Genomic DNA, 19712 nt, shown 5'->3' with positions numbered 1-19712 from the left:
ACCGTGGCGGCCCGTTCGGCACATTGTCGGCGGGCCGCCGCGGTCTGTTTCGCCGGACCGCGGACGTCGTGCGGCGTGACGGGCCGTCAGGCGGAGCCCGCTACCAGGGGAGTTCGAGCAGTGCCGGCGGGGCGTCCTCGCGCAGCACGCTCCCCTCGATGAGGCCGTACGGTCGGTCCGCCGCGTGGTACACCACGCCCGGGTTGTCCTGGCCGTACGGCTCCAGGTCGACCAGGAAGTGGTGCTTGTTCGGCAGTGCGAACCGGGCCTCGGCCAGGCCCTCCTGTTCGGCCAGCACCGCCTCGCCCATCGCGTACAGGGTCTGCTGGAGCGAGAGGCTGTGGGTGTCGGCGAACACCCGTAGCAGTGTCGCGCGGGCGCGTTCGAACGACGGGCCCCAGTCCCCGCCGTCGCCCGTGTGTCGCCACCGCGCGCGGACGGAGGTGGCCAGGATGCGGTCGTCGGTCGGCCGGAGGGTGGTGTACCGGTCGGTGAGGAACCCGTGGAACTCCGATCCGGTGGACTTCAGGACGGTGACGTCCTCCAGGCCGGACACGACCTGCGTGCCGCCCGGGCCGCACACCACCCCCACGTAGCGCGTCCCGGCACCGCGCGACCACGCGTGCGGGTGCGGGCCGTCGGCGGCGGCAATGCGCTCCCAGGGGTACGCATGGACGCGCACCCGCGCGGTGTCCACCGGGTCGTACGCGTCGACCAGGTGGCGGGCCAGCCGCAGCGCGAACTCCTCGATCTCTCCGACGGGTTGGTCACGAGCGAAGGAGTAGGCGAGGCCGCGCATCGTGTCGGTCGGCAGGACGTTCGCGTTGTCGCCGGCGAGGTGGGTCGCGGCGAGGTCGCCGGACAGGGCGATGGACACGTTGAGGTCGGTGATCTCGTGGTGCACGGCATCCTCGCGCACCACGCGGACGAGCCGCACCTCCGCCTTGCCGTACCGGTTCGGCCCCAGCACGATGCCCATGCGGACCACCTCCTCGTGTCCTCCGGATCATGCCCCGCCAAGGGCCCCGGCGAAGCCGACCCGCCGGAACGGTCGCCGGAAGGTGGGGATCGGGCGGAGAGGGGGCGGTGGATCGGCTCGGCGTCTCCTCTCGCCCCAGGCACGCGCGACCCGCCGGAACGGCCGCCGGAAGGTGGGGATCGGACGGAGAGGGAGCGGTGGTCGGATGGCGGGGCAAGGCGGGTGCTAAGCCTCCGGTCGGGCGACGCGGCGGGCATGTCGGACGGTCCGGGATATCCCGGGCGGCGGGGTGCGTCACAGGCTGGGAACAGGTGGGCTCCTCCTTTGCCGCAGCCTCGGCCGGGGGTTGGCGGCGACGATAGGCTGCCGCTCAATCACGGACCCCACCTGCGCGTTCGCGTGCGTTCCGCAGCGCCCGCAGCACGTGGCGGGGTCACTCGGACGGTCTGTCGGCGAGTACGAAGGGCGGGCGGGCAATGGAAGCGCTGAAGCCGGGCGACCCGGGGGTGGTGGGCCGGTACCGCCTGTCCGCGCGACTGGTCCAGGGGCGGCTCGGAGCCGTGTTCCTCGGCAAGGCCAAGGACGGCGGTACGGTCGCGGTCCGCCTGGTGCGGCCGGACCTGGCCTCGGATCCCAAGTTCGTGGAGCGGTTCCGCCGCACCGTATCCGCGGTGCGCGAAGTCGACGGCCTGCACCTGGCGCACGTCCTGGAGGCGGACGCCGAGGCGAACTGGCTGGTGACCGAGTACGCCCCCGGGCTGCCGCTGGACGCCGCGCTGCGCGAACACGGCGCGCTGCCGGAGGAGTCCATACGCTCGCTGGGCACCGCCCTCGCCCGAGCGCTCGTCGCTGTGCACCAGGCCAAGGTGGTGCACCAAGGCCTCGGCACCGGCACGGTGATGCTCACTCAGGACGGCCCGCAGATCACCGACTTGGGCCTGCCCGCGCTCCTCGGGGCGGACGCGGAGCGTGTGTTCCCGGCACCGGAACAGGCGACCGGCGGTGCGGTCTCCGCGGCCACGGACGTGTTCGCGCTGGCCGGGCTGTTGTGCAACGCGGCGGGCGTACACCCGTATGGCAAGGGCACGTCCACCGAGTTGGCGCAGAAGGTGCTGCGCACGAACCCCGATCTCGCGGACCTGCCCGAGGACTTGGCGGCCGTGCTGGCCCGCTGCCTCGCCCGCCGCCCGGACGCGCGGCCCTCCGCCGCCGAGTTGGTGGAGCTGTTCGACGGCGCGGACGCCACCGGCATCGCCTGGCTGCCGGAACCGCTGCGCGACGCGGTGACCACCGCGGCACACACCCCGCTGCCGAAGCCCCCGCGCAAGACCACGGCGGCCAAGGCGGCGAAGTCGGCGGCTTCCGCGGGCTCCGCGACTTCCTCGAAGGCAGGCGCGTCGGACGCCGAGGCGCGGAAGGCCGCGAGTGCGGCGACCGTGAAGACACCCGAGCGCGACGCCGCCGCCGACGCTGCGGCCGCGGCACCGCCCGAGAACGACACGGCGCCGGTGGCGGTGGCCGGTTCGGCGCCGTCCGCGGGTGTCCCCAAGCAGGCCGCGCCTCCGGCCGCTCCCACGGTCCAGGTCCGCAAGAGCGGGAAGGGCGCGGCGGGGAACGCGGGTTCGGATGCGGAAGCTGCGGCGAAGGCCACCGTCGAGGCCCCGAAGCGCCCCGAAGTCGCCGCAGCGGCGGCAGCCGTCGAGGGTGCCGACGCCACGACGGTCGAGGCACCGAAACCCGCCTCCGGCCCGGCGGCCGCCGAACCGACCGTCCTGGCCCGGCGGCCCGCTCCCGCGCAACCGGACGAGGCGGACGGCCCGGACGGCGAGGCCACCGTGGAGGTGCCACGCGAGAACGCCGCGGCCCGTGCGGCGGAGGCGTCCGCGGCGGCCACCGTCCTCGCGGACCGGCCGCTCGACCAACCCCGGCTGGTGAAGCCCCCGGCATCCGGAGCCGAGGCCCGGCCCGCGGCGGCTGCGGCGTCGGCCGCCGCGGCGCCGCCCGCCCCGGCGGTCCCCGCCCAACGCTCGGACGCGGGACCGCGCTGGAGCCCGGCCGCCGCACCCGGCTCCTCGCCCGAGGCCCGGCCCGCGCACTCTCCCACCGCCCCCGCCGCATCCGCGGCCGCGTCGGCAGCCTCCGCGCCGACCGAGCTCGCCGCCCGCCCGCTGCCGCCCGCCGAGTACCCGCAGGCCGCGTACCCGCAGGCGGCGCCGGGCCAGGCGGCCGCCGCCCAGGCACCCGCGCGGCCGAAGCGGGAGGCGAGCAACGCCGTCTGGTACGCCGTCATCGTCCTCGTCGGCCTGACCTCCGCCGGGCTGGCGGTCTACCGGCTGCTCGACAGCGAGTGGCGCGACCTCCAGAACCCCGTGATGGGCCTCGTCCTGCCGGGCGTCTCCCTGGTGTTCGGCCTCGCCGGAATCGTCGTGCTGGCCCTGGCGGTTGCCCGCCGGCGCAAGACCGAGCAGTCGGCCTGACGCGAGAACGCCCCGCCCGCACCGGTGTTCGCGGGCGGGGCGCGCCGACTCCGGTCGCCCGCGCGTCCTCTGACGCCGAGACAGATCATCGGGCCAGGTCACCCAGGCAGACACCGCGACGGCTCACCGCGACAAACCACTGCGACAAAACCACCGCGACAGATCACCACCACAGATCACCGCGAGGGCTCACCGCAGCACCGCCGCGCTCTGCATTTCGCTCTGCACGAACGTCGTCAGCGCGACCCCGTGCAGCCCGCCCAGCCCCCCGCACACCACCGGCACGAACTGGTCCGGCCGTTCGGCCAGGGCGACCCGGCCCTTGTCGTCCACGCGGTCCTTGGCCGCGAGAATCTCGGCGTTCGCGGGGCGGAAGGCGTCCACCGGCTGCCAGGCGTGCTCCCACACGTACGTCTGGAAGTCCTCGGCGTCCGGGAACGCCGCGCCGAGGCGGCGGGCCCACATAGGGTTCAGGAGCAGCACGATCTGCCCGCTGCTGCCGGTCAGTTCGAGGAACCAGTTGTTGAGCGGGAAGGCCACGGTCTTCGCGACGGCGTACGCGAGGTCGCGCGGGTCGTCGTTGTTCACGTCGGCGAACGGGAACACGCCCTTGCCGCCGTGCACCGTGACCGCCTCGGCGTCGGGTGACAGTCCGCGCCGGGCCGCCAGCGACGGCCACGGCGAACGCTCCTCCCACTCCCCGAAGCACAGCCCCGTTCGGGCCGGTTGCCCGAAGACCGTGCGCGATGTCACGCCCGCCCGCTGACCACCGATGTTCCGCAGGCACAGGGCCACGGCACGGCCGATCGTCATGGATCCGCGCCCGGCCGCCCCGCCGAGGCAGCCCGCCCGGTAGTCGATGCGCAGGTCGTCGCGCGCGGGTCCGTTGACGATGACCATCGGGCACACGCTCGACGTCGTCGTGGTCAGGGCCACGGCGTTCCACTCCGGCACGAGCACGGCTTCCAGGGCGGCCAGCACGTACGGGAACGCCCGCGGCTCGACCCCGGCCAACGCCGCGTTGACCGCCACCAGTTCGACGCTCGCCAGGCCGAACCTCGGGGGCAGTGCGCCGAGTACGTGGTCGCCGGGGTACGGCGTCGCGGCGAGCAGCGCCCGCACCCGCTCGTCGGTGGCGGCGAGCACCGGCAGGCCGTCGCCCCAGCCCCCTTCCATGGAGGCCTCGTAGAGCGCGTGCCCGCCGTCGTCGTCCACCTCCAGGACCTCGGCGGTCAGCTCGTGGACGCCCGGCCCCGCGCCGCCGCGGCCGGCCGCCGCGGCCTTGTCCTTTCCCTTGGCCTTGGACTTGTCCTTGCCTGAGCCCTTGTGCTTGCCCGGTTTGCGGTCGTTCTTCGCGTTCACCTTGTCGCTCCCAGCAGTTCCACGAACTTCGGGTAGTACTCGGCGGCTATGCCGCGCAGTTCGTCCGTCGGCCGGGCCTCCAGCGGGTACGGCAGGACCAGGATCTTCAGGCTCGGATGGCCCAGGAACGACGCCATGTTCCGGGCGTGGGTCTCGAATTCGCTGCACACCGCGGCGACCGCGGGCCTGCGCAGACGTTCCAACGCCACGGCATCGCTCACGCTGTTGGACGTACACGATCCGCAGGTGCCGAGGCCGGACACGCCGCAGTCGACGCTCTCGGCCCAGGCCGCCACGTCCTTGCGGGTGCGCTCGCCCTCGTCGCCGACGCGGCCCTTGGCGAGCAGCACCGACGGCCGGGCGCCGTCGTCGCGCAGGTAGCGCTGCCACTCCTCGACGATGGTGATCCACGAGCGCCACGAGCCCTCGTGGCGCAGACCCACGGTCCGGCCGCGCAGCGGTCCGTCGACGGTGAAGGACGGCGCGCCCACGTCGGAGGGCGGCCGGGCGACGGGCAGGCGCACGCGCAGTTTCGGGCGCGGCGACGGGATGATTGCCATGGTTCCCCCTCGGAGGGTTCGGCAGAGAGGCGGTCGGGACGGAGGCCGCCTCGGGAGTGCCCGGCCGGTTCTGAGCTCCCCACTCAGGTTCCGGCCGTGTCCGGCGTGCGCCGGGGGTCGTGGAGCACGAGCTCGAACTCCTCCTCGATACCGCGGCGCAGGACGTCGGCCACGACCTCGGCCAGCCGGTCGGGCGGCAGGATGCAGTCGGCGCAGCCCACGCCGTCCAGTTCCAGGCGGAGTTCGACGAGTGCGGTGCGGGGGTCGGCGCGGATCAGGACGAGGTCGGCGCCGTCGGCGCGAAGGGGCCGGCGAAGCTCCTCGACGGCGGCGGTGACGGTGCCCTGGTCCATCGCTCCTCCGGTGCTGCCCTGTCGCCGTTCCGACGCGCCGCTCCGCACCCCGGTTCGTGCCCGGCCCTCCGGCCGCCGCGGACCGATCACGTGTCGATCACGTGTCCGCAAGCCATGCGTAGCACGGGAATTGACGACCCGTCGACCCATCCGGGCACAGACCGCGAACTTCCGGTGAACCGAAATTGCGCGGCAATACGCACGGTAACGCGCACGGTACGCCGCGCCGTCGCTCCCCCGCCAGTGCGTCCCGCCCATCCCCGGCCACGCTCCGGCCCCGGTTCGAAACCGCGTGCCGGCCGTCACGAGTCGGACGCCGCCGGGGTCCGAGAACATGTGCGGACCGCTACGGAGTCAGCCCGAATTCGGCCAGCACCTCGGCGGTGTGCTCGCCCACCGCGGGCCCCGGCGCGTCGATGCGGCCCGGGGTTTCCGACAATCGTGGCGCCGGTGCCGGCATCAGGATCTCCCCGGCGTCCGCGGTCGCGATCGGCCGGACGTTCCCCCGCGCGGCGATGTGCGGGTCGGCCAGCAGCGCCGCCAGGTCGTTGACGGGGGCCACCGGGATGCGCGCGGCGACCAGCGCCGCCACGACCTCCGCGCGGTCGTGGCCGGCGACCCAGGAAGCCACCAGGGCGTCGAGCTCGTCCGCCGCCGCGAGGCGGGCGCGGGACGTGCCGAACCGCTCGCGGTCCTCCGCGGTGTCGCGGCCGATCACCGCCAGGACGCGGGCGACCTGGCGGTCGGTGGTGCCGGAGACGACCACCCAGTGGCCGTCCCGAGTGCGGTAGACGTTGCGCGGCACGCCGCCGGCCACCCGGCTGCCGGTGCGCGCGGGGGCGGCGGTACCGGCGTCCCACCCCGCGATCGTGGGACCGAGCAGGCCCAGCACCGGTTCGTACATGCTGACGTCGACGTGCTGCCCGCCGCCGCCCAGGACCTCGCGGTTGCGGCAGGCCAGCAGCACCCCGATGACGCCGGAGAGCGCGGTGAGGCTGTCGCCGAGCGGCAGCGAGGGCAGCATCGGCGGCCCGTCGGCGGCGCCGGTGAGGTGGGTGAGCCCCGCGAAGCCCTCGGCGAGCGAGCCGTTGCCGAAGCGGTCGTGGTACGGCCCGTCCGTCCCGTAGCAACTGACGCTCACCACCACGAGATCCGGGTTCAGCGCGCGCAGCGACGCGCGGTCCGCGCCCCAGCGGCGCAGCACCGGCTCGGGGTGGTTCGCCACGAGGACGTCGACGCCCGCGGCCACACCGCGCAGCGCCCGGACACCCTCCGGAGTCTCCAGGTCCAGGACCACGGACCGCTTGTTCCGGTTGATGTACGGCCACAGCATCGACCGCCCGTCCCGCTGCGCGCCGATGCGCCGTAGCGGATCCCCGCCCGGCGGCTCCCACTTGACGACGTCCGCGCCGAAGTCGCCGAGGATCGCCGCGATCTGCGGTGCCGCCAGCAGGGTCGACAGGTCCAGCACCCGCAGTCCGGCGAGCGCTCCCGGGTTCGTTGCCGCCACGTGCGCCCCTCCGCTCGCTCCCGTCCCGCCCCGGAACTCAGTTGCCCGGTGCACGGCGACACCCGCCGATTCAGCGCAGGCGGCCGACGGCCCCGTAGTGCAGGATGAGCCTCAACTCCTCGTCGGTGGGCCCGTCGTCGTCCGGGCGCCACAGCGCCAGGCGTACGACCCCCGGCTCGACCAGGTCGAAGCCCTCGAAAAAGGCCGACACTTCGGCGTGCGAGCGGCCGGTGACGCCCGCGGAGGCGTTCTTGTAGACCTCGACGGCCGCGTCGCCCATCTCGTCGTCGACGAAGTCGCCGGTGCCGTGCGTCATCATCATGTACGAGCCCGGCGCCATCGCCTCGCGCAGCACCCCGATGATGCGCTCGGGGTCGTCCTCCGGCCCGATGAAGTGCATGATCGCCAGAAGGTTGAGGCAGACCGGGCGGTCGAAGTCGATGACGTCGCGCACCTCGGGCGACGCGAGGATCTTCTCCGGCTCGCGCAGGTCGCCCTGGCTGAAGGTGGTGCGGCCGCGGCCGTCGGACGACATCAGCGCGCGGGCGTGCGCCAGCACTATGGGGTCGTTGTCGACGTACGCGACGCGGGCCTCGGGCAGCACCTCCTGCGCCACCTCGTGGGTGTTGCCGACGGTCGGGATGCCGGTGCCGATGTCGAGGAACTGGCGTATGCCCTGCCGCGCGACGTAGCGCACCGCGCGGCCGAGGAAGGCCCGGTTGGCGAGCGACGTCTCGACGATGCCGGGCATGATGCCGATGATGCGGTCGCCGGCCTCGCGGTCGGCGGCGAAGTTGGTCTTACCGCCGAGGAAGTAGTCGTACATCCGGGCGGTGTGCGGTGTGGACGTGTCGATGCCGGGCGGGGCGTACGTCTCGATCTCGTCGCCGCGCGGGAGGCGCCACGCGGCGGCGTCGTCGCGGTCCTGTGCCGTCATGGCGCGTCTCCCGGTCCCGGGTCCTTGACCGCGAGGGCCCCGAACACCGTGGTGTCCTCCAGCTCTTGCGGAGTCTGCTCGGGCGCGCCCGGCTCGGGGCGCCACTGCGACACGCGGACCAGGCCGGGCGCGACCGGGGCGAACCCGTCGAGCAGCCCGGCGATCTCCTCGCGGGTGCGGGGCACGACCGGCGCGCTGGCGCGGTCGTACACCTCCTCGGCGATGCGCTTCAACTCCTCGGTCTTGTACGTGACATGACTGAGGATCAGCACGCTGCCGGGGGCGAGCGCGGCGCCCAGTCGGGCGACGATCCCGGCCGGGTCCTCGTCGTCCCGCACGAAATGCAGCACCATCGCGAGGACGAGGGCCACGGGCTCGGCGAAGTCGATGACGTCGCGCACCTCGGGCGAGCCGACGATCTTGTCGGTGTCGCGGAGGTCGGCCTGCACGAAGGCGGTGCGGCCGCGCGGGTCGCCGCTGATCAGGGCGCGGCCGTGGGCCAGCACGATGGGGTCGTTGTCGACGTACGCGACGCGCGCCTGGGGGCACACCGACTGCGCCACCTCGTGGATGTTCCCCTCCGCGGGGATTCCCGTGCCGATGTCGAGGAACTGGGTGACGCCGTGCTCGGTCACCGCGCAACGCACCGCACGGGCCAGGAACTCGCGGCCGGCACGGACCACGGTGCGAGCCTCGGGGGCGACGTCCAGGATGAGTTCGGCGGCCGCGCGGTCGGCGGCGAAGTTGTTCTTGCCGCCGAGGAAGTAGTCGTACATGCGCGCGGGATGGGCTGTGGAAGTGTCGATGCCCTGGGGAACGTGGGTCTCGACCTCGTCCCCTCGCGGCAGGCGCCAAGGCTCCGATTCCCGCTGTGTCACGGCTTATCACTCCCGCCCGTACGTCCTGGGCCGTACGTCCCCGTGAGCCTACCGGGTGGCCTGCGGAGATGGTGATCGAACCTGTCCCCGATGCCGGCCTTTCGGCCTGGACTGCGGCGGTCTGTCCGGTAATTCCACGGGCCGGCCGTGCGGGAAACCCCTCGAATCGGCGCCGCGGGTAGCCCGTGCGGCGCCGCGTGCGGACTATGGGATCCATCGGGGCGGGAACGCGGTGTCGGGGACGGGGTCCAATGCGAACGACGGGCACACGGCGGGGATTTGCCGCCTTGCTGGTTCCACTGGCCGTGCTGGTCGCGGCATGCGCCCCGGGAGACCGCGAGGTCGCCCCGGTCGTGCTCTCGTCGCCGTCCCTCGTCCCGGTCGCGTGGCCCGCGACGAGCGCCGACTACCCGGCGGCGTCCGAGGACAAGTCGTGCGACCCGCGCGAGAGCCTGGCGCCGCTCGCGCGGCTCCCCGAACCCGGGAAGGCGCCGCCCGGTTCGACCGTGGCGGCCATCCACGCCAAGGGAAAGCTGCGGGTCGGCGTCGACCAGAACACGATGTTCTTCGCGTCCCTCGACAGGGTGTCCAAGCAGAACGTCGGCTTCGACATCGACATGGCCGAGGCGATCGGCCTGGCCATCTTCGGCAAACCGGGCCATGTGGAGTACCTCGTCATCACCCAGGCGCAGCGCATCCCCGTCCTGCGCGACGGACTGGTCGACCTCGTCGTCGACACGATGACGATCACCTGCGACCGCAAGAAGCAGGTGTCGTTCAGCGGCAACTACTACGACGACGGGCAGCGCATCATGGTGCCCCGCGACTCCTCGGCCCACGAGATCACGCACCTGGCCGGAAAACGGGTGTGCACGGCGCGCATGACGACGTCGATCGTGACGCTGCGGGACAAGGGCGCGCAGCCCTACGCGGTCGACAACTGGACCGACTGCCTCGTGGCGCTCCAGCGGGGCGAGGTGGACGCGATCTCCACCACGGGCGCGCTCCTGGCCGGACTCAAGGCGCAGGACGTGGACACCGAGGTCCGTGGCCCGCGCTTCACCGACGAGCCGCACGGCATGGCCGTACCGCTGGGACAGGAAGACTTCGTCCGCTTCCTCAACCGGGTGCTGGCCGACATGATCGAGGACGGCCGCTGGCAGGCGCTGTACGACCGGTGGCTGGCCACGGCGCTGTTCGACTCGGCGAACCCGGAGCCGGGGCCGCCCGAGACCCGGTACCGGGATTGATCCGACCCGGCCCTGTCTTGCCGCGTACCGCACCGGGCAGCACCTGAGAATGACCACCATGGACGATCTCGCGACGCGCACCGCCGCCGGGCCGACGGCGTCGGAGCGCGAGAAGGCGCGCGGCGTGCGCCGCATGAAGGCGATCGCGGCGGGCTTCCTGGTCCTCGCCACCGTCGTCTTCGCGGTGACGCGGTGGCTGGAGTCGCGCGGCGCGGGGCCCTGGGCGGGGTACGTGCAGGCCGCCGCCGAGGCCGGGATGGTCGGCGCGATGGCCGACTGGTTCGCGGTGACGGCGCTGTTCCGCCGCCCGCTGGGGCTGCCGATCCCGCACACCGCGATCATCCCGACCCGCAAGGACGCCCTCGGCGACAGCCTCGGCGAGTTCGTCGGCGACAACTTCCTGTCCGACACCGTGGTGCGGGACAGGCTCGCCCAGATGGACGTCTCACGGCGCTTCGGCGTGTGGCTGGCCGACGAGCACCACGCCGAACGGGTGACCGAGGAACTGGCGGCGCTGGCCCGCGCGGCGCTCACGATCCTGCGGGACGAGGACGTCCAGACCGTCTTCGGGCAGGCGATCACCCGGCGGGTGTCGGCCCGCCAGGTCGCGCAGCCCGTCGGCGCGCTGCTGGGCCGCGTGGTCGCGGACGGCGGGCACCACGGGCTGATCGACCTGGTCACGGACAAGGCGCACGCCTGGCTCGTGGACAACCGCGAGGCCGTGCTGCGGGTGGTGTCCGAGGAGTCGCCGGGCTGGTCGCCGCGCTTCCTGGACCGCACGGTGGCGAACAAGGTGCACCGCGAACTGGTGCGGTTCGCGGGGGCGGTGCGCGACGACCGGAACCACCCGGCGCGGGCCGCGGTCGACGCGTTCCTCGCCGACACCGCGGACGACATGCAGCACGATCCGCGCATGATCGCGCAGATCGAGGGCCTGCGGGACCGCACGCTCGCGCACCCGCAGATCCAGGACCTGATCGCGTCGGTGTGGAGCGCGGCCCGCACGATGCTGGTCGAGGCGACCGAGGACCCGGACAGCGAACTGCGCGCGCGGAGCGCCAAGGCGGTCCGGGCCTTCGGCACCAAGCTGACGGACGACCCGCGCATGCGGGCGAAGGTCGACACCTGGCTGGCCGACGGCGCGGCCTACGTGGTGACGACCTATCAGACGGAGATCACCGCCCTGATCAGCGACACCGTCCGGGCCTGGGACCCCGCGGAGACCTCCCGCAAGATCGAACTGCACGTGGGCAGGGACCTCCAGTTCATCCGCATCAACGGCACGGTGGTCGGGGCGCTGGTGGGGCTGCTGATCCACACGCTGGCCGACCTGGCCGGGTAGCGGGGACGGGCGGACGCGGCGACGGGAACGCACCGGCGAGTGGGCCGTTGTGCGGCCGCTCAACGCGCGCTTCGCGGGCGGCGGCGTCGGCCGGCGGGAGGTGCGGTCGGCGGGCCGATTCGGCACGGCCGCCGACCCACCGCTCCGCCGCTCACCCCTGCCTGGCGCCCGACCCACAGGCGCGGGGTCCTCCCCGGCGGTCAGCCGTTGGAGAGTTCCTCGGCCCGGGCCTTCGCCGCGCGGAGGTCGACCTTGCCGGCCGCCGTGCGCTCGATGGCCTCGACGACGTGGATCTCCTTCGGGGCCTTGTAGCCCGCGATGAGTGTGCGTACGTGGCTGTTGAGGTCGTCGTACGTCGGGGCGGTGCCCTCGCGCGGCACGATCAGGGCCGTGACGCGCTGGCCGAAGCGCTCGTCGGGGACGCCGACCACAACCGCGTCGAACACGTCCGGGTGCGACTTGAGGGCGGCTTCGACCTCGTCCGGGAAGACCTTCTCGCCGCCGGTGTTGATGGTGGCGCTGCCGCGGCCCAGCAGGGTGAGGGTGCCGTCCGCCTCGATGAGCGCGAAGTCGCCCGGGAGCACCCAGCGGCGGCCCTCGCCGTCCACCAGGAACGTCGCGCGGGTCTTCTCGTCGTCGCCGTGGTAGCCCAGCGGGATGTGGCCGCTGACGGCGAGCCGGCCGACCGTGCCGGAGCCCGGCTCGACCGGCTTGAGGTCGTCGTCCAGGACCGTGGTGGTCTTGGACGACGCGAAGCGCGTCGCGCCGCCGGGGGCACCGGCCTGACGGGCCGCCGCGCCGGTCTCCGAGGCGCCGAAGCTGTCGATGACGAACAGCCCGGCGACCTTCTCCAGTTGGTTGCGGACCGGGGCGCTCATCGGGGCGCCGCCGTTGCTGACCGCCATGAGGGAGGAGAGGTCGTACTTGCCCTTGTTCTCCTCGTACCAGTCCGCGAGCGGCCTGGCCATTCCGTCGCCGACGACGGAGAGCGAGAGCACCTTCTCCTTCTCGACCAGCGCCATCACCGCGTCCGGATCGAAGCGGCGGCCGGTCCACAGCAGGTAGGTGTTGCCCATGTAGAAGCTGTTCCACATCGACCACTGCCCGCCGCCGTGCATCATCGGCGCGAGGCCCATCATCACGTGGCCGGCGGCCGCCGCCACCTCGGCGGCCAGTTCCTCGTGCGTCGCGATCTCGGGCTTGCCGACGCGGCCGGCCTGGAGTGCCGCGAAGAAGATGTCCTCGCTGCGCCACAGCACGCACTTCGGCATGCCGGTGGTGCCGCCGGTGTAGAGGCCGTACAGGTCGTCGCCGCTGCGCCGGTCGAAGCCGCGCCCGGCCGACGCGGCGGCCAGGGCGTCCTCGTAGCGGACCTCGCCGGGGACGGTGTGCTCGGGGGCGGTGCCGTCCTCCAGGACGACGATGTGCCGGAGCGCCGGGAACTTGGGGGCGAGGCGGGCGACGGTGTCGGCGAAGGCGCGTTCGACGACGAGGGCGGTCATACCGGAGTTGCCGTACAGGTAGTCGAGCTCGGCTTCGACGTACCGGTAGTTGATGTTGATCGGCACCGCGCGCGCCTTGTGCACGCCGATCATCGTCTCGATCCACTCGGCCCGGTTCCACGCGTGCACCCCGACGAACTCGCCCGGCCGCACCCCGGCGCCGATGAGGTGGTGGGCGACCCGGTTCGCGCGCTCGTCGAGCTCCCGGTAGGTCAGGCGGACGTCGCCGGCGATGAGCGCGGGGCGCTCGGGCACGGCGTCGACCACGGCCTCGAACAGGTCGGCGAGGTTGAACGTCGGGCTGGTGCTCATGGGACTCCCCACGCGAGGACTGAGGACGGGAGCGGACTGACACGTGACTGCAACAGGTTTCAGAAACATACCCTTGACAAGGTCAAAAACATAGCCTGAGGCTGGAGGTCGGCACGGCCGACGAGGTCCGGGCACACAGGGGATCACAGGAGTTTCGGGATGCGCGTTCACGACAAGGTCTTCATCGGCGGCGAGTGGGTCGAGCCCACCGGCACCGACACGTTCGACGTGCACAACGCCTCGACGGAGGAAGTGATCGGCCGCGTCCCGGCCGGCACGGAGGAAGACGTGAACCGCGCGGTGGCCGCCGCGCGCAAGGCGTTCGAGGGCCCGTGGGCCGCGTCGACGCCGGACGAGCGCGGCGACGTCATCGCCGCGCTGTCCGCCGGGATCATGGGCCGCCTCCAGGAGTTCGCCGAGGTCATCGCGCAGGAGACCGGCTGTCCGATCGACAACTCGGTCGGCGTCCAGGTGTTCAGCTCCACGATGGTGCTGGACTACTACGCCAAGCTCGTGCGCGAGTACCCGTTCGAGGAGCAGCGCCAGGGCGCGATCTTCAAGACGCTGGTGCGCCGCGAGCCGGTCGGCGTCGTCGCGGCGATCGTGCCGTGGAACGTCCCGCTCTTCGTGACCGTCCTCAAGCTCGCCCCGGCGCTGGCCGCGGGCTGCACAGTGGTGCTGAAGCCGTCGCCGGAGACCGCGCTCGACGCGTACATGCTCGCCGAGGTCGCCATCGAGGCGGGCGTCCCGGCCGGCGTGCTGAACATCGTCGTCGCCGACCGCGAGGTCAGCGAGAAGCTGGTCGTGCACCCGGACGTCGACAAGGTCTCGTTCACCGGCTCCACCGCCGCGGGCCGCCGCATCGGCGCGCTGTGCGGCGAGCGCCTGCGCCCGCTCACCCTGGAGCTGGGCGGCAAGTCGGCGTGCATCCTCATGGAGGACGCCGACCTCGACGTGGCCGTCCCCGGCCTGCTGCCCGGCTCGTTCAACAACAACGGCCAGGCGTGCGTCGCGCAGACCCGCGTGCTCGCGCCGCGTTCGCGGTACGACGAGGTCGTCGCCAAGCTCGCCGAGCACGTCTCGGCGATGACGGTCGGCGACGCGCTGGAGAAGGGCCTCACGATCGGCCCGCTGGTCTCCGAGCGGCAGCGCGACCGGGTGCTGGGCTACATCGAGAAGGGCAAGGCCGAGGGCGCCCGCGTGGTCGTCGGCGGCGGCCGTCCGGAGGGCCTGGACAAGGGCTGGTTCGTCGAGCCGACGGTCTTCGCGGACGTCACGAACGACATGACGATCGCGCAGGAGGAGATCTTCGGCCCGGTGCTCGCGGTCATCGCGTATGACGACATCGACGACGCGGTCGCCATCGCCAACGACTCGCCGTACGGCCTGTCCGGCGGCGTGTGGGGCACCGACGTCGAGGCGGCCACCGAGGTCTCGCGGCGCATGGAGACCGGCACGGTCAGCGTCAACTCGTGGGTGGCGATGGACTTCGGGGCGCCGTTCGGCGGCTACAAGCAGTCCGGCCTGGGCCGCGAGCTGGGCCCGGAGGGCCTGGACGCGCTGGTCGAGCTGAAGACGGTCGTGCTGCCGTAGTCGGAACGGGCGGACACTGACGCGTAGTCAACTCTCGGTGGCCCGGGGCTCTTTGGGCCCCGGGCCGCCGTGTGCACGGTTGTCGGCGGGGGCCGTCGCCGCTGATGCACAGTCACCTTCCGGCCGGCCCGAGGCTCGTTGGGATCCCGGGCCACCGCGTTTCCGGACTGTTTGGTGACCAGTGCGCGCGGCGCGGATCTCGGGGACGGGCGCGTCGGCTTCGCGGCGCGATGCGCCTACGGCCGCTTCGCGGGCGGCCCGCGCTGACATCATGATCCGATGACGACAAACCAACGCCACAGCGCACGGCGTCGCACGCGACTTGCCGCCGTCCCGCTCGCCGTCGTCTTCGCGCTCGCGGGTGTCGCCGCCTGCGGGTCGGACGACGGGGACACTCCGGACGGAGGCGACGGCCGCGTGACCGTGGTGCTGCGCCCGACCCAGCCCGCCGGACCCGACACGCTCGAACAGGCCCGGGAAATCCTGCGGAAACGCCTGGAGTTCGCGGGTGTCGAGGACGAGAGCGTACGCATCGACGGCGACCGGATCGTCGTCTCGGCGCCGGACCGCTACCGCGAACTCCTGGACGGTATCGGCGAGTCGGGGCGGCTGGAGTTCCGCGTCGTGCTGGCCGGGGAGCAGGTGGCCGGGGGTCCGTCGGGCGGACCTTCGGGCGCGCCGACGGCCCCGGCGGCGTCGGGGCCGCCGGTCGGCACGGGCACCCCCGGGGACGCTTCCGGGGCTCCCGGCGCTTCTGGCACTCCTGGCACCGCGATCGTCGGCGGGGCCGACCTCGCGCCGTTCGGCGTGACGCCCGAGATGACCGCCGCGTTCTCCGCACTCGACTGCGCCGACCCGGCCACCGCGCAGTCCGCCGCGGCGACCTCGGCCCAGGCCGACCCGGCCGAGCCGCTTTCGGCGTGCTCGAAGGAGGCCGAGGACGGCCTGACCGAGCGCCTGCTGCTCGGTCCCGCGGTGATCGTCGGCACCGACCTCACCACGGTCAAGGCGCAGGCGCCGAGCAACCCGGGCGTCACGAGCTGGGAGATCCTGCTCGAATTCGGCGCGGCCGGGACCGACAAGTTCGCCCGAGTCACCGGTGACCTGGCGAACGGCACGTACCCGACCAACCGCTTCGCCGCCGTCGTGGACGGGCGCGTGGTCGTCGCACCGACCGTGGCCACGGCGCTCCCCGGCGGCAACGCGGTGATCACCGGCGACTTCACCCCGCCGGAGGCCAAGCGCCTGGCCGCGTCCCTCAAGGCGGGCGTGCTGCCGGTGCCGCTGACGGTCGAGTCGACGTCGTCCCGCTGAGCCCGCACCTGGACCCCGTCCCGCGGGCTGCCTGCTCTCCACACCGAGCGCAGACACCCGCCGGGGCGGGATCAGGGCTGCCGGAATTCCCCGCGCACCCCGCTCCGACGACCGCTCCGACGACCGCTCCGACCGGCGCACCGGAAGCCCTGCGCGATTCAGCCGTGTCGGAACATGCACATGCATGATCTATATGAGACGATCATGTCTCATATGAACAACGTCAGTCCTGCACCCGACCCCCGGCGGTGGGCGGTGCTCGCGATCCTCGCGGGCAGCCTGCTGCTCATCGCCATGGACACGACGATCCTCAACGTCGCGTTTCCCTCGCTGGTCGAGGACCTTCAGCCGGGGTCCGTCCAACAGTTGTGGATCATCGACGCGTACGCGCTCGCACTGTCCGGCCTCCTGGTCACCGCAGGCGCGCTCGGCGACCGCTGGGGGCGCAAGAAGCTGCTGCTGATCGGCTTCGGGATCTTCGCGGCGGCGTCGCTGGGGGCGGCGTTCGCGACCGAGGCCTGGCACGTCATCGTGGCCAGGGCGCTGCTCGGCGTCGGCGGCGCGGCGATCATGCCGTCGACGCTGTCGATCCTGCGCGCGGTGTTCCACGACCCGAAGGAACGCGCCCTCGCGTACGCCATCTGGGCCGCGGTCTTCGGCGGAGGCATGGCGGTCGGCCCGGTGGTCGGCGGCCTGCTGGTGGAACGGCAGGGCTGGGAGTCGGCGTTCCTGCTCAACATCCCGGTGGCGCTCGCGGTGATCGGCTTCGGCGCGTGGCTGGTGCCGGAGTCGCGCAAGCCACGGGCCGGACGCTGGGACTGGTGGGGCGTCGCGCAGTCGATCGTCGGCATGTTGGCACTCGCGGGCGGCATCAAGCAGCTCGGCAAGGGCGGCGTGGCCGACCCGCTCGCCTGGGCACTCCTCGCGGTCGCGGCGGTCGCGCTCACCGTCTTCATCCGCCGCCAACTGCGCATCGCGCACCCGTTGTTGCAGGTCCGGCTGTTCGCGAACCGGTCGTTCGGCATCGCCGCGGCGGCCATCTTCCTGAGCATGATCGCCATGGGCGCGGTGCTGTTCCTCGTGACGCAGTGGTTCCAGTACGCGGAGGGCTTCTCACCCTTGGAGGCGGGCGTACGCCTGCTCCCGGCGCCGGTCGCGCTCATCCTGACGTCGATCGTCACGCCCGTGCTGATGCACCGCTTCGCCATCCGGCACGTGCTGGGCTCGGGGCTGCTGATGATGGCCGTGGCCCTCGCGCTGCCGTGGCTGGTGAACCACTCGGGTTCGATCAGCTACCTCGAAATCGCGGTGGCCCTCGGTCTGTTGGGCGGCGGCGCGGGCGTCGCGACCACGGTCGCGTCGGTGACGCTGATGGCCGCCACCCCGTCCCGCGACGTCGGCGGCGCGGCCGCGATCGAGGAGACCTGCTACGAACTCGGCGCGGCCATGGGCGTGGCGATCCTCGGCAGCCTCGCCGCGGCGCTGTACCGGACGCACCTGCCGGACCTCGGCGACGGCCCGGTCGCCGACTCGGTGCGCGACTCCATCGGCGAGGCCGCCCACGTCGCGGGCGGAATCGGCGGTATGGCCGGCGCCGACCTGCTCTCGCACGCCGCCGCGGCGTTCACCGAGGGAATGACCCCGACGTTCCTGATCGCCGCCGTACTCCCCCTCGGCGCCGCCGTGTTGGCCTGGACCCGGATCCCCAAGGACCTACGCCCGACGGAGAACGCGGAGCACTGACCGGGTTCCACCTCAGCTCCCGAAGCACACCCACCCGTCGCCGCGCTCCAGGACGAGTTCCGCTCTTGGGTCGGTTTCGCGGCGCCGATTTCAGGACGGGGTCCGGCTGCCCTCGTGTTCTCGGTGGCGGCGGTCAGGTGGGGAGGAAGCGGACCATGGGGGTGCGGCCGTCCCAGGGGACTTGCACGCGGCCGTCGGTCAGGGCGTTGAAGCAACTGCCCCCGACCCGCAGGACCGCCTCGTTGCCCGCGGCGTTGCGGAAGAACACGGCCTGGCCGGGTGCTCCGAGCAAGCAGACGCCGCCGTCCCAATTCGGGCTTTGTGGAAGGCTGTTCACCATACGCGCGAAGTGCTCGGCGGCGGAGGGTGACAGCGTCACACCGCTCGGCTGCGAACCCGGTGCGGGCAACGGGTATTCGCACACCAGCACCTTGCCGGGATGGTCGGGCAGCATCGGGCCCTGTGTCACACCGGGGTTGGACGCCTCCGGCTGGCTCGTCGGGCACGTGGTCAGGGCCGTGCCGGGCGGTTCCTCCCCCGGCGCCGGTGCACCGGTGACCGGTGCGGGGAGGTTCGGCACGCCCCTGGTCGGTCCGCCCAGGTCCGGGGTGGCCGTGTCCGCCTGGTCGCCGCCGCGCCATTCGAACGGATCGCCGATGCCGACTCCCACGGCCGCGCCCAGGGCCAGCACCACGGCCCCGGCGCCGACTTGCACGCGGGCCCGCTGGCGCCTGCGGGCGGATCCGGCCACCTGCTCGTACAGGTCGAGCGGCGCCACGACCTCGGCCACCGCGCGGCGCATGCCGGTGCGCAGGTCGCCGTCGTCCATGTCCTGCGCCCGGTTGTCGTGTTCCCGGATCATGAGTCCGCCCTTTCCTTGAGCGTCGCCGCGTCCCGTCGATCCCGTCGGGCCGCCGTCTCCCGCAACGTGCCCAGTGCCCTGTGCAGTTGGCTCTTGACCGTCCCGACGCTGCACCCCAGCGCCTCGGCGCACTCGTCCAGGCTCAGGTCGTCGTAGAAGCGCAGCACGACCACGGCCCGCTGGCGCGGCGGCAGGCTGCGCAGGTCGGTCAGCAGCGCCTCGGCGTCGTCCCAGCGGGCGAAGGCGTCGCCGCCACCGTCCGGGAGGGCCAGGAAGTCCGCGTCGGCCCCGACGTCGGTCGGGAACTCGCCGTGCCACTTGCGTCGGCGCCAGTTCAGGAACGTGCTGGTCATCACCCGGCGGACGTACGCGTCCACGTTCTCGCCCCGGCTGACCCGCGCCCAGCGCGGCCACACCCGCACCAGCGCAGCCTGTACCAGGTCCTCGGCGAGATGCCGGTCCCCGGTCAGGAGAACGCCGATGCGCACCAAGTGGTCCCTGCGTGCCGCGACGTACTCCCGAAAGCCGGGCGGATCCTGCATGAAGTCGGTCCCTCCTGTGCGCAACGTCCCGCCATCCCCTCAACAACCCGGGGCCGCGGAAACGTTGCCACGGAGGGCCGCCGAGGTCCCACGAATCGCGGAACGGCTCATCGCGAATCGCGTATCCGTCACGGATTCCCGAATACGCCCATCCGGTCGGTCGGATTCCGCTACGGTCGCGGCCTGACCTTGGGGG

16 protein-coding genes are annotated in these 19712 nt (G+C 72.9%); 6 read left to right on the top strand and 10 right to left on the bottom strand.

Annotated elements, in window-relative coordinates:
- Positions 1 to 100: 100 nt before the first annotated feature.
- Entirely contained in the window at positions 101 to 979 is an 879-nt protein-coding gene (pucL, locus tag ACRX5S_RS22025; protein ID WP_436774748.1) for a factor-independent urate hydroxylase, read from the bottom strand.
- A gap of 476 nt (positions 980 to 1455) precedes the next feature.
- Here pucL and ACRX5S_RS22020 point away from each other — a divergent pair, with 476 nt between their 5' ends.
- The gene (locus tag ACRX5S_RS22020) at positions 1456 to 3456 is read left to right on the top strand and encodes a protein kinase domain-containing protein (protein ID WP_436774747.1); all 2001 of its coding nucleotides are present in this window, start codon (positions 1456 to 1458) and stop codon (positions 3454 to 3456) included.
- Between the two features lie 189 nt (positions 3457 to 3645).
- Here ACRX5S_RS22020 and ACRX5S_RS22015 read toward each other — a convergent pair whose 3' ends face one another.
- The 6 genes from ACRX5S_RS22015 to ACRX5S_RS21990 all read right to left on the bottom strand — a co-directional run bounded on the left by ACRX5S_RS22015 (position 3646) and on the right by ACRX5S_RS21990 (position 9056).
- Positions 3646 to 4818 (bottom strand): hypothetical protein, encoded by a 1173-nt coding sequence (locus tag ACRX5S_RS22015; protein WP_436774746.1) that lies wholly within the window; start codon positions 4816 to 4818, stop codon positions 3646 to 3648.
- Positions 4815 to 5378 (bottom strand): UGSC family (seleno)protein, encoded by a 564-nt coding sequence (locus ACRX5S_RS22010; RefSeq protein ID WP_436774745.1) that lies wholly within the window; start codon positions 5376 to 5378, stop codon positions 4815 to 4817. Before ACRX5S_RS22010 ends, ACRX5S_RS22015 begins: the two co-directional genes overlap by 4 nt.
- An 83-nt stretch (positions 5379 to 5461) precedes the next feature.
- Positions 5462 to 5731 (bottom strand): hypothetical protein, encoded by a 270-nt coding sequence (locus tag ACRX5S_RS22005; RefSeq protein WP_436774744.1) that lies wholly within the window; start codon positions 5729 to 5731, stop codon positions 5462 to 5464.
- A 346-nt stretch (positions 5732 to 6077) separates the two neighbouring features.
- Entirely contained in the window at positions 6078 to 7241 is a 1164-nt protein-coding gene (locus tag ACRX5S_RS22000; protein ID WP_436774743.1) for a CaiB/BaiF CoA transferase family protein, read from the bottom strand.
- A 70-nt stretch (positions 7242 to 7311) separates the two neighbouring features.
- Positions 7312 to 8178 carry an SAM-dependent methyltransferase gene (locus tag ACRX5S_RS21995; RefSeq protein WP_436774742.1) on the bottom strand — a complete coding sequence of 289 codons (867 nt, stop codon included), beginning with the start codon at positions 8176 to 8178 and terminating at the stop codon, positions 7312 to 7314.
- On the bottom strand, positions 8175 to 9056 hold the full coding sequence (locus tag ACRX5S_RS21990) for an SAM-dependent methyltransferase (protein WP_436774741.1): 882 nt from the start codon (positions 9054 to 9056) through the stop codon (positions 8175 to 8177). Before ACRX5S_RS21990 ends, ACRX5S_RS21995 begins: the two co-directional genes overlap by 4 nt.
- A gap of 287 nt (positions 9057 to 9343) precedes the next feature.
- Here ACRX5S_RS21990 and ACRX5S_RS21985 point away from each other — a divergent pair, with 287 nt between their 5' ends.
- Positions 9344 to 10306 carry a glutamate ABC transporter substrate-binding protein gene (locus tag ACRX5S_RS21985; RefSeq protein ID WP_436774740.1) on the top strand — a complete coding sequence of 321 codons (963 nt, stop codon included), beginning with the start codon at positions 9344 to 9346 and terminating at the stop codon, positions 10304 to 10306.
- A gap of 58 nt (positions 10307 to 10364) precedes the next feature.
- Positions 10365 to 11648, top strand: coding sequence for a DUF445 domain-containing protein (locus tag ACRX5S_RS21980; RefSeq protein ID WP_436774739.1), 1284 nt, complete (start codon positions 10365 to 10367; stop codon positions 11646 to 11648).
- A 200-nt stretch (positions 11649 to 11848) separates the two neighbouring features.
- On the opposite strand, the gene ACRX5S_RS21975 is transcribed toward ACRX5S_RS21980, so the two are convergent.
- Positions 11849 to 13462: an acyl-CoA synthetase gene (locus ACRX5S_RS21975; protein WP_436774738.1), complete on the bottom strand. Its 1614-nt coding sequence runs from the start codon at positions 13460 to 13462 to the stop codon at positions 11849 to 11851.
- A 159-nt stretch (positions 13463 to 13621) separates the two neighbouring features.
- Between ACRX5S_RS21975 and ACRX5S_RS21970 the strand changes: the two genes are divergently transcribed.
- The 3 genes from ACRX5S_RS21970 (at position 13622) to ACRX5S_RS21960 (ending at position 18112) form a co-directional block, all read left to right on the top strand.
- A complete protein-coding gene (locus ACRX5S_RS21970; RefSeq protein WP_436774737.1) occupies positions 13622 to 15055 on the top strand; it encodes an aldehyde dehydrogenase in 1434 nt (477 codons plus the stop codon).
- Between the two features lie 279 nt (positions 15056 to 15334).
- Positions 15335 to 16369 (top strand): SecDF P1 head subdomain-containing protein, encoded by a 1035-nt coding sequence (locus ACRX5S_RS21965; RefSeq protein WP_436774736.1) that lies wholly within the window; start codon positions 15335 to 15337, stop codon positions 16367 to 16369.
- A gap of 213 nt (positions 16370 to 16582) precedes the next feature.
- A complete protein-coding gene (locus tag ACRX5S_RS21960) occupies positions 16583 to 18112 on the top strand; it encodes an MFS transporter (RefSeq protein WP_436774735.1) in 1530 nt (509 codons plus the stop codon).
- Positions 18113 to 18245: 133 nt separating this feature from the next.
- Here the strand turns inward: ACRX5S_RS21960 and ACRX5S_RS21955 are convergent, their stop codons facing one another.
- Positions 18246 to 18974 (bottom strand): hypothetical protein, encoded by a 729-nt coding sequence (locus ACRX5S_RS21955; RefSeq protein ID WP_436774734.1) that lies wholly within the window; start codon positions 18972 to 18974, stop codon positions 18246 to 18248.
- Positions 18971 to 19516, bottom strand: a complete 546-nt coding sequence (locus ACRX5S_RS21950) for a SigE family RNA polymerase sigma factor (RefSeq protein ID WP_436774733.1) — start codon at positions 19514 to 19516, stop codon at positions 18971 to 18973. The genes ACRX5S_RS21955 and ACRX5S_RS21950 overlap by 4 nt, the downstream gene beginning before the upstream one ends.
- Between the last annotated feature and the right edge of the window lie 196 nt (positions 19517 to 19712).

This window comes from Yinghuangia sp. YIM S09857 (assembly GCF_051388915.1).
Classification (GTDB): domain Bacteria; phylum Actinomycetota; class Actinomycetes; order Streptomycetales; family Streptomycetaceae; genus Yinghuangia.
The sequence above is the reverse complement of the archived record's forward strand: the minus strand, read 5'-3'. Positions and strand labels throughout refer to the sequence as shown.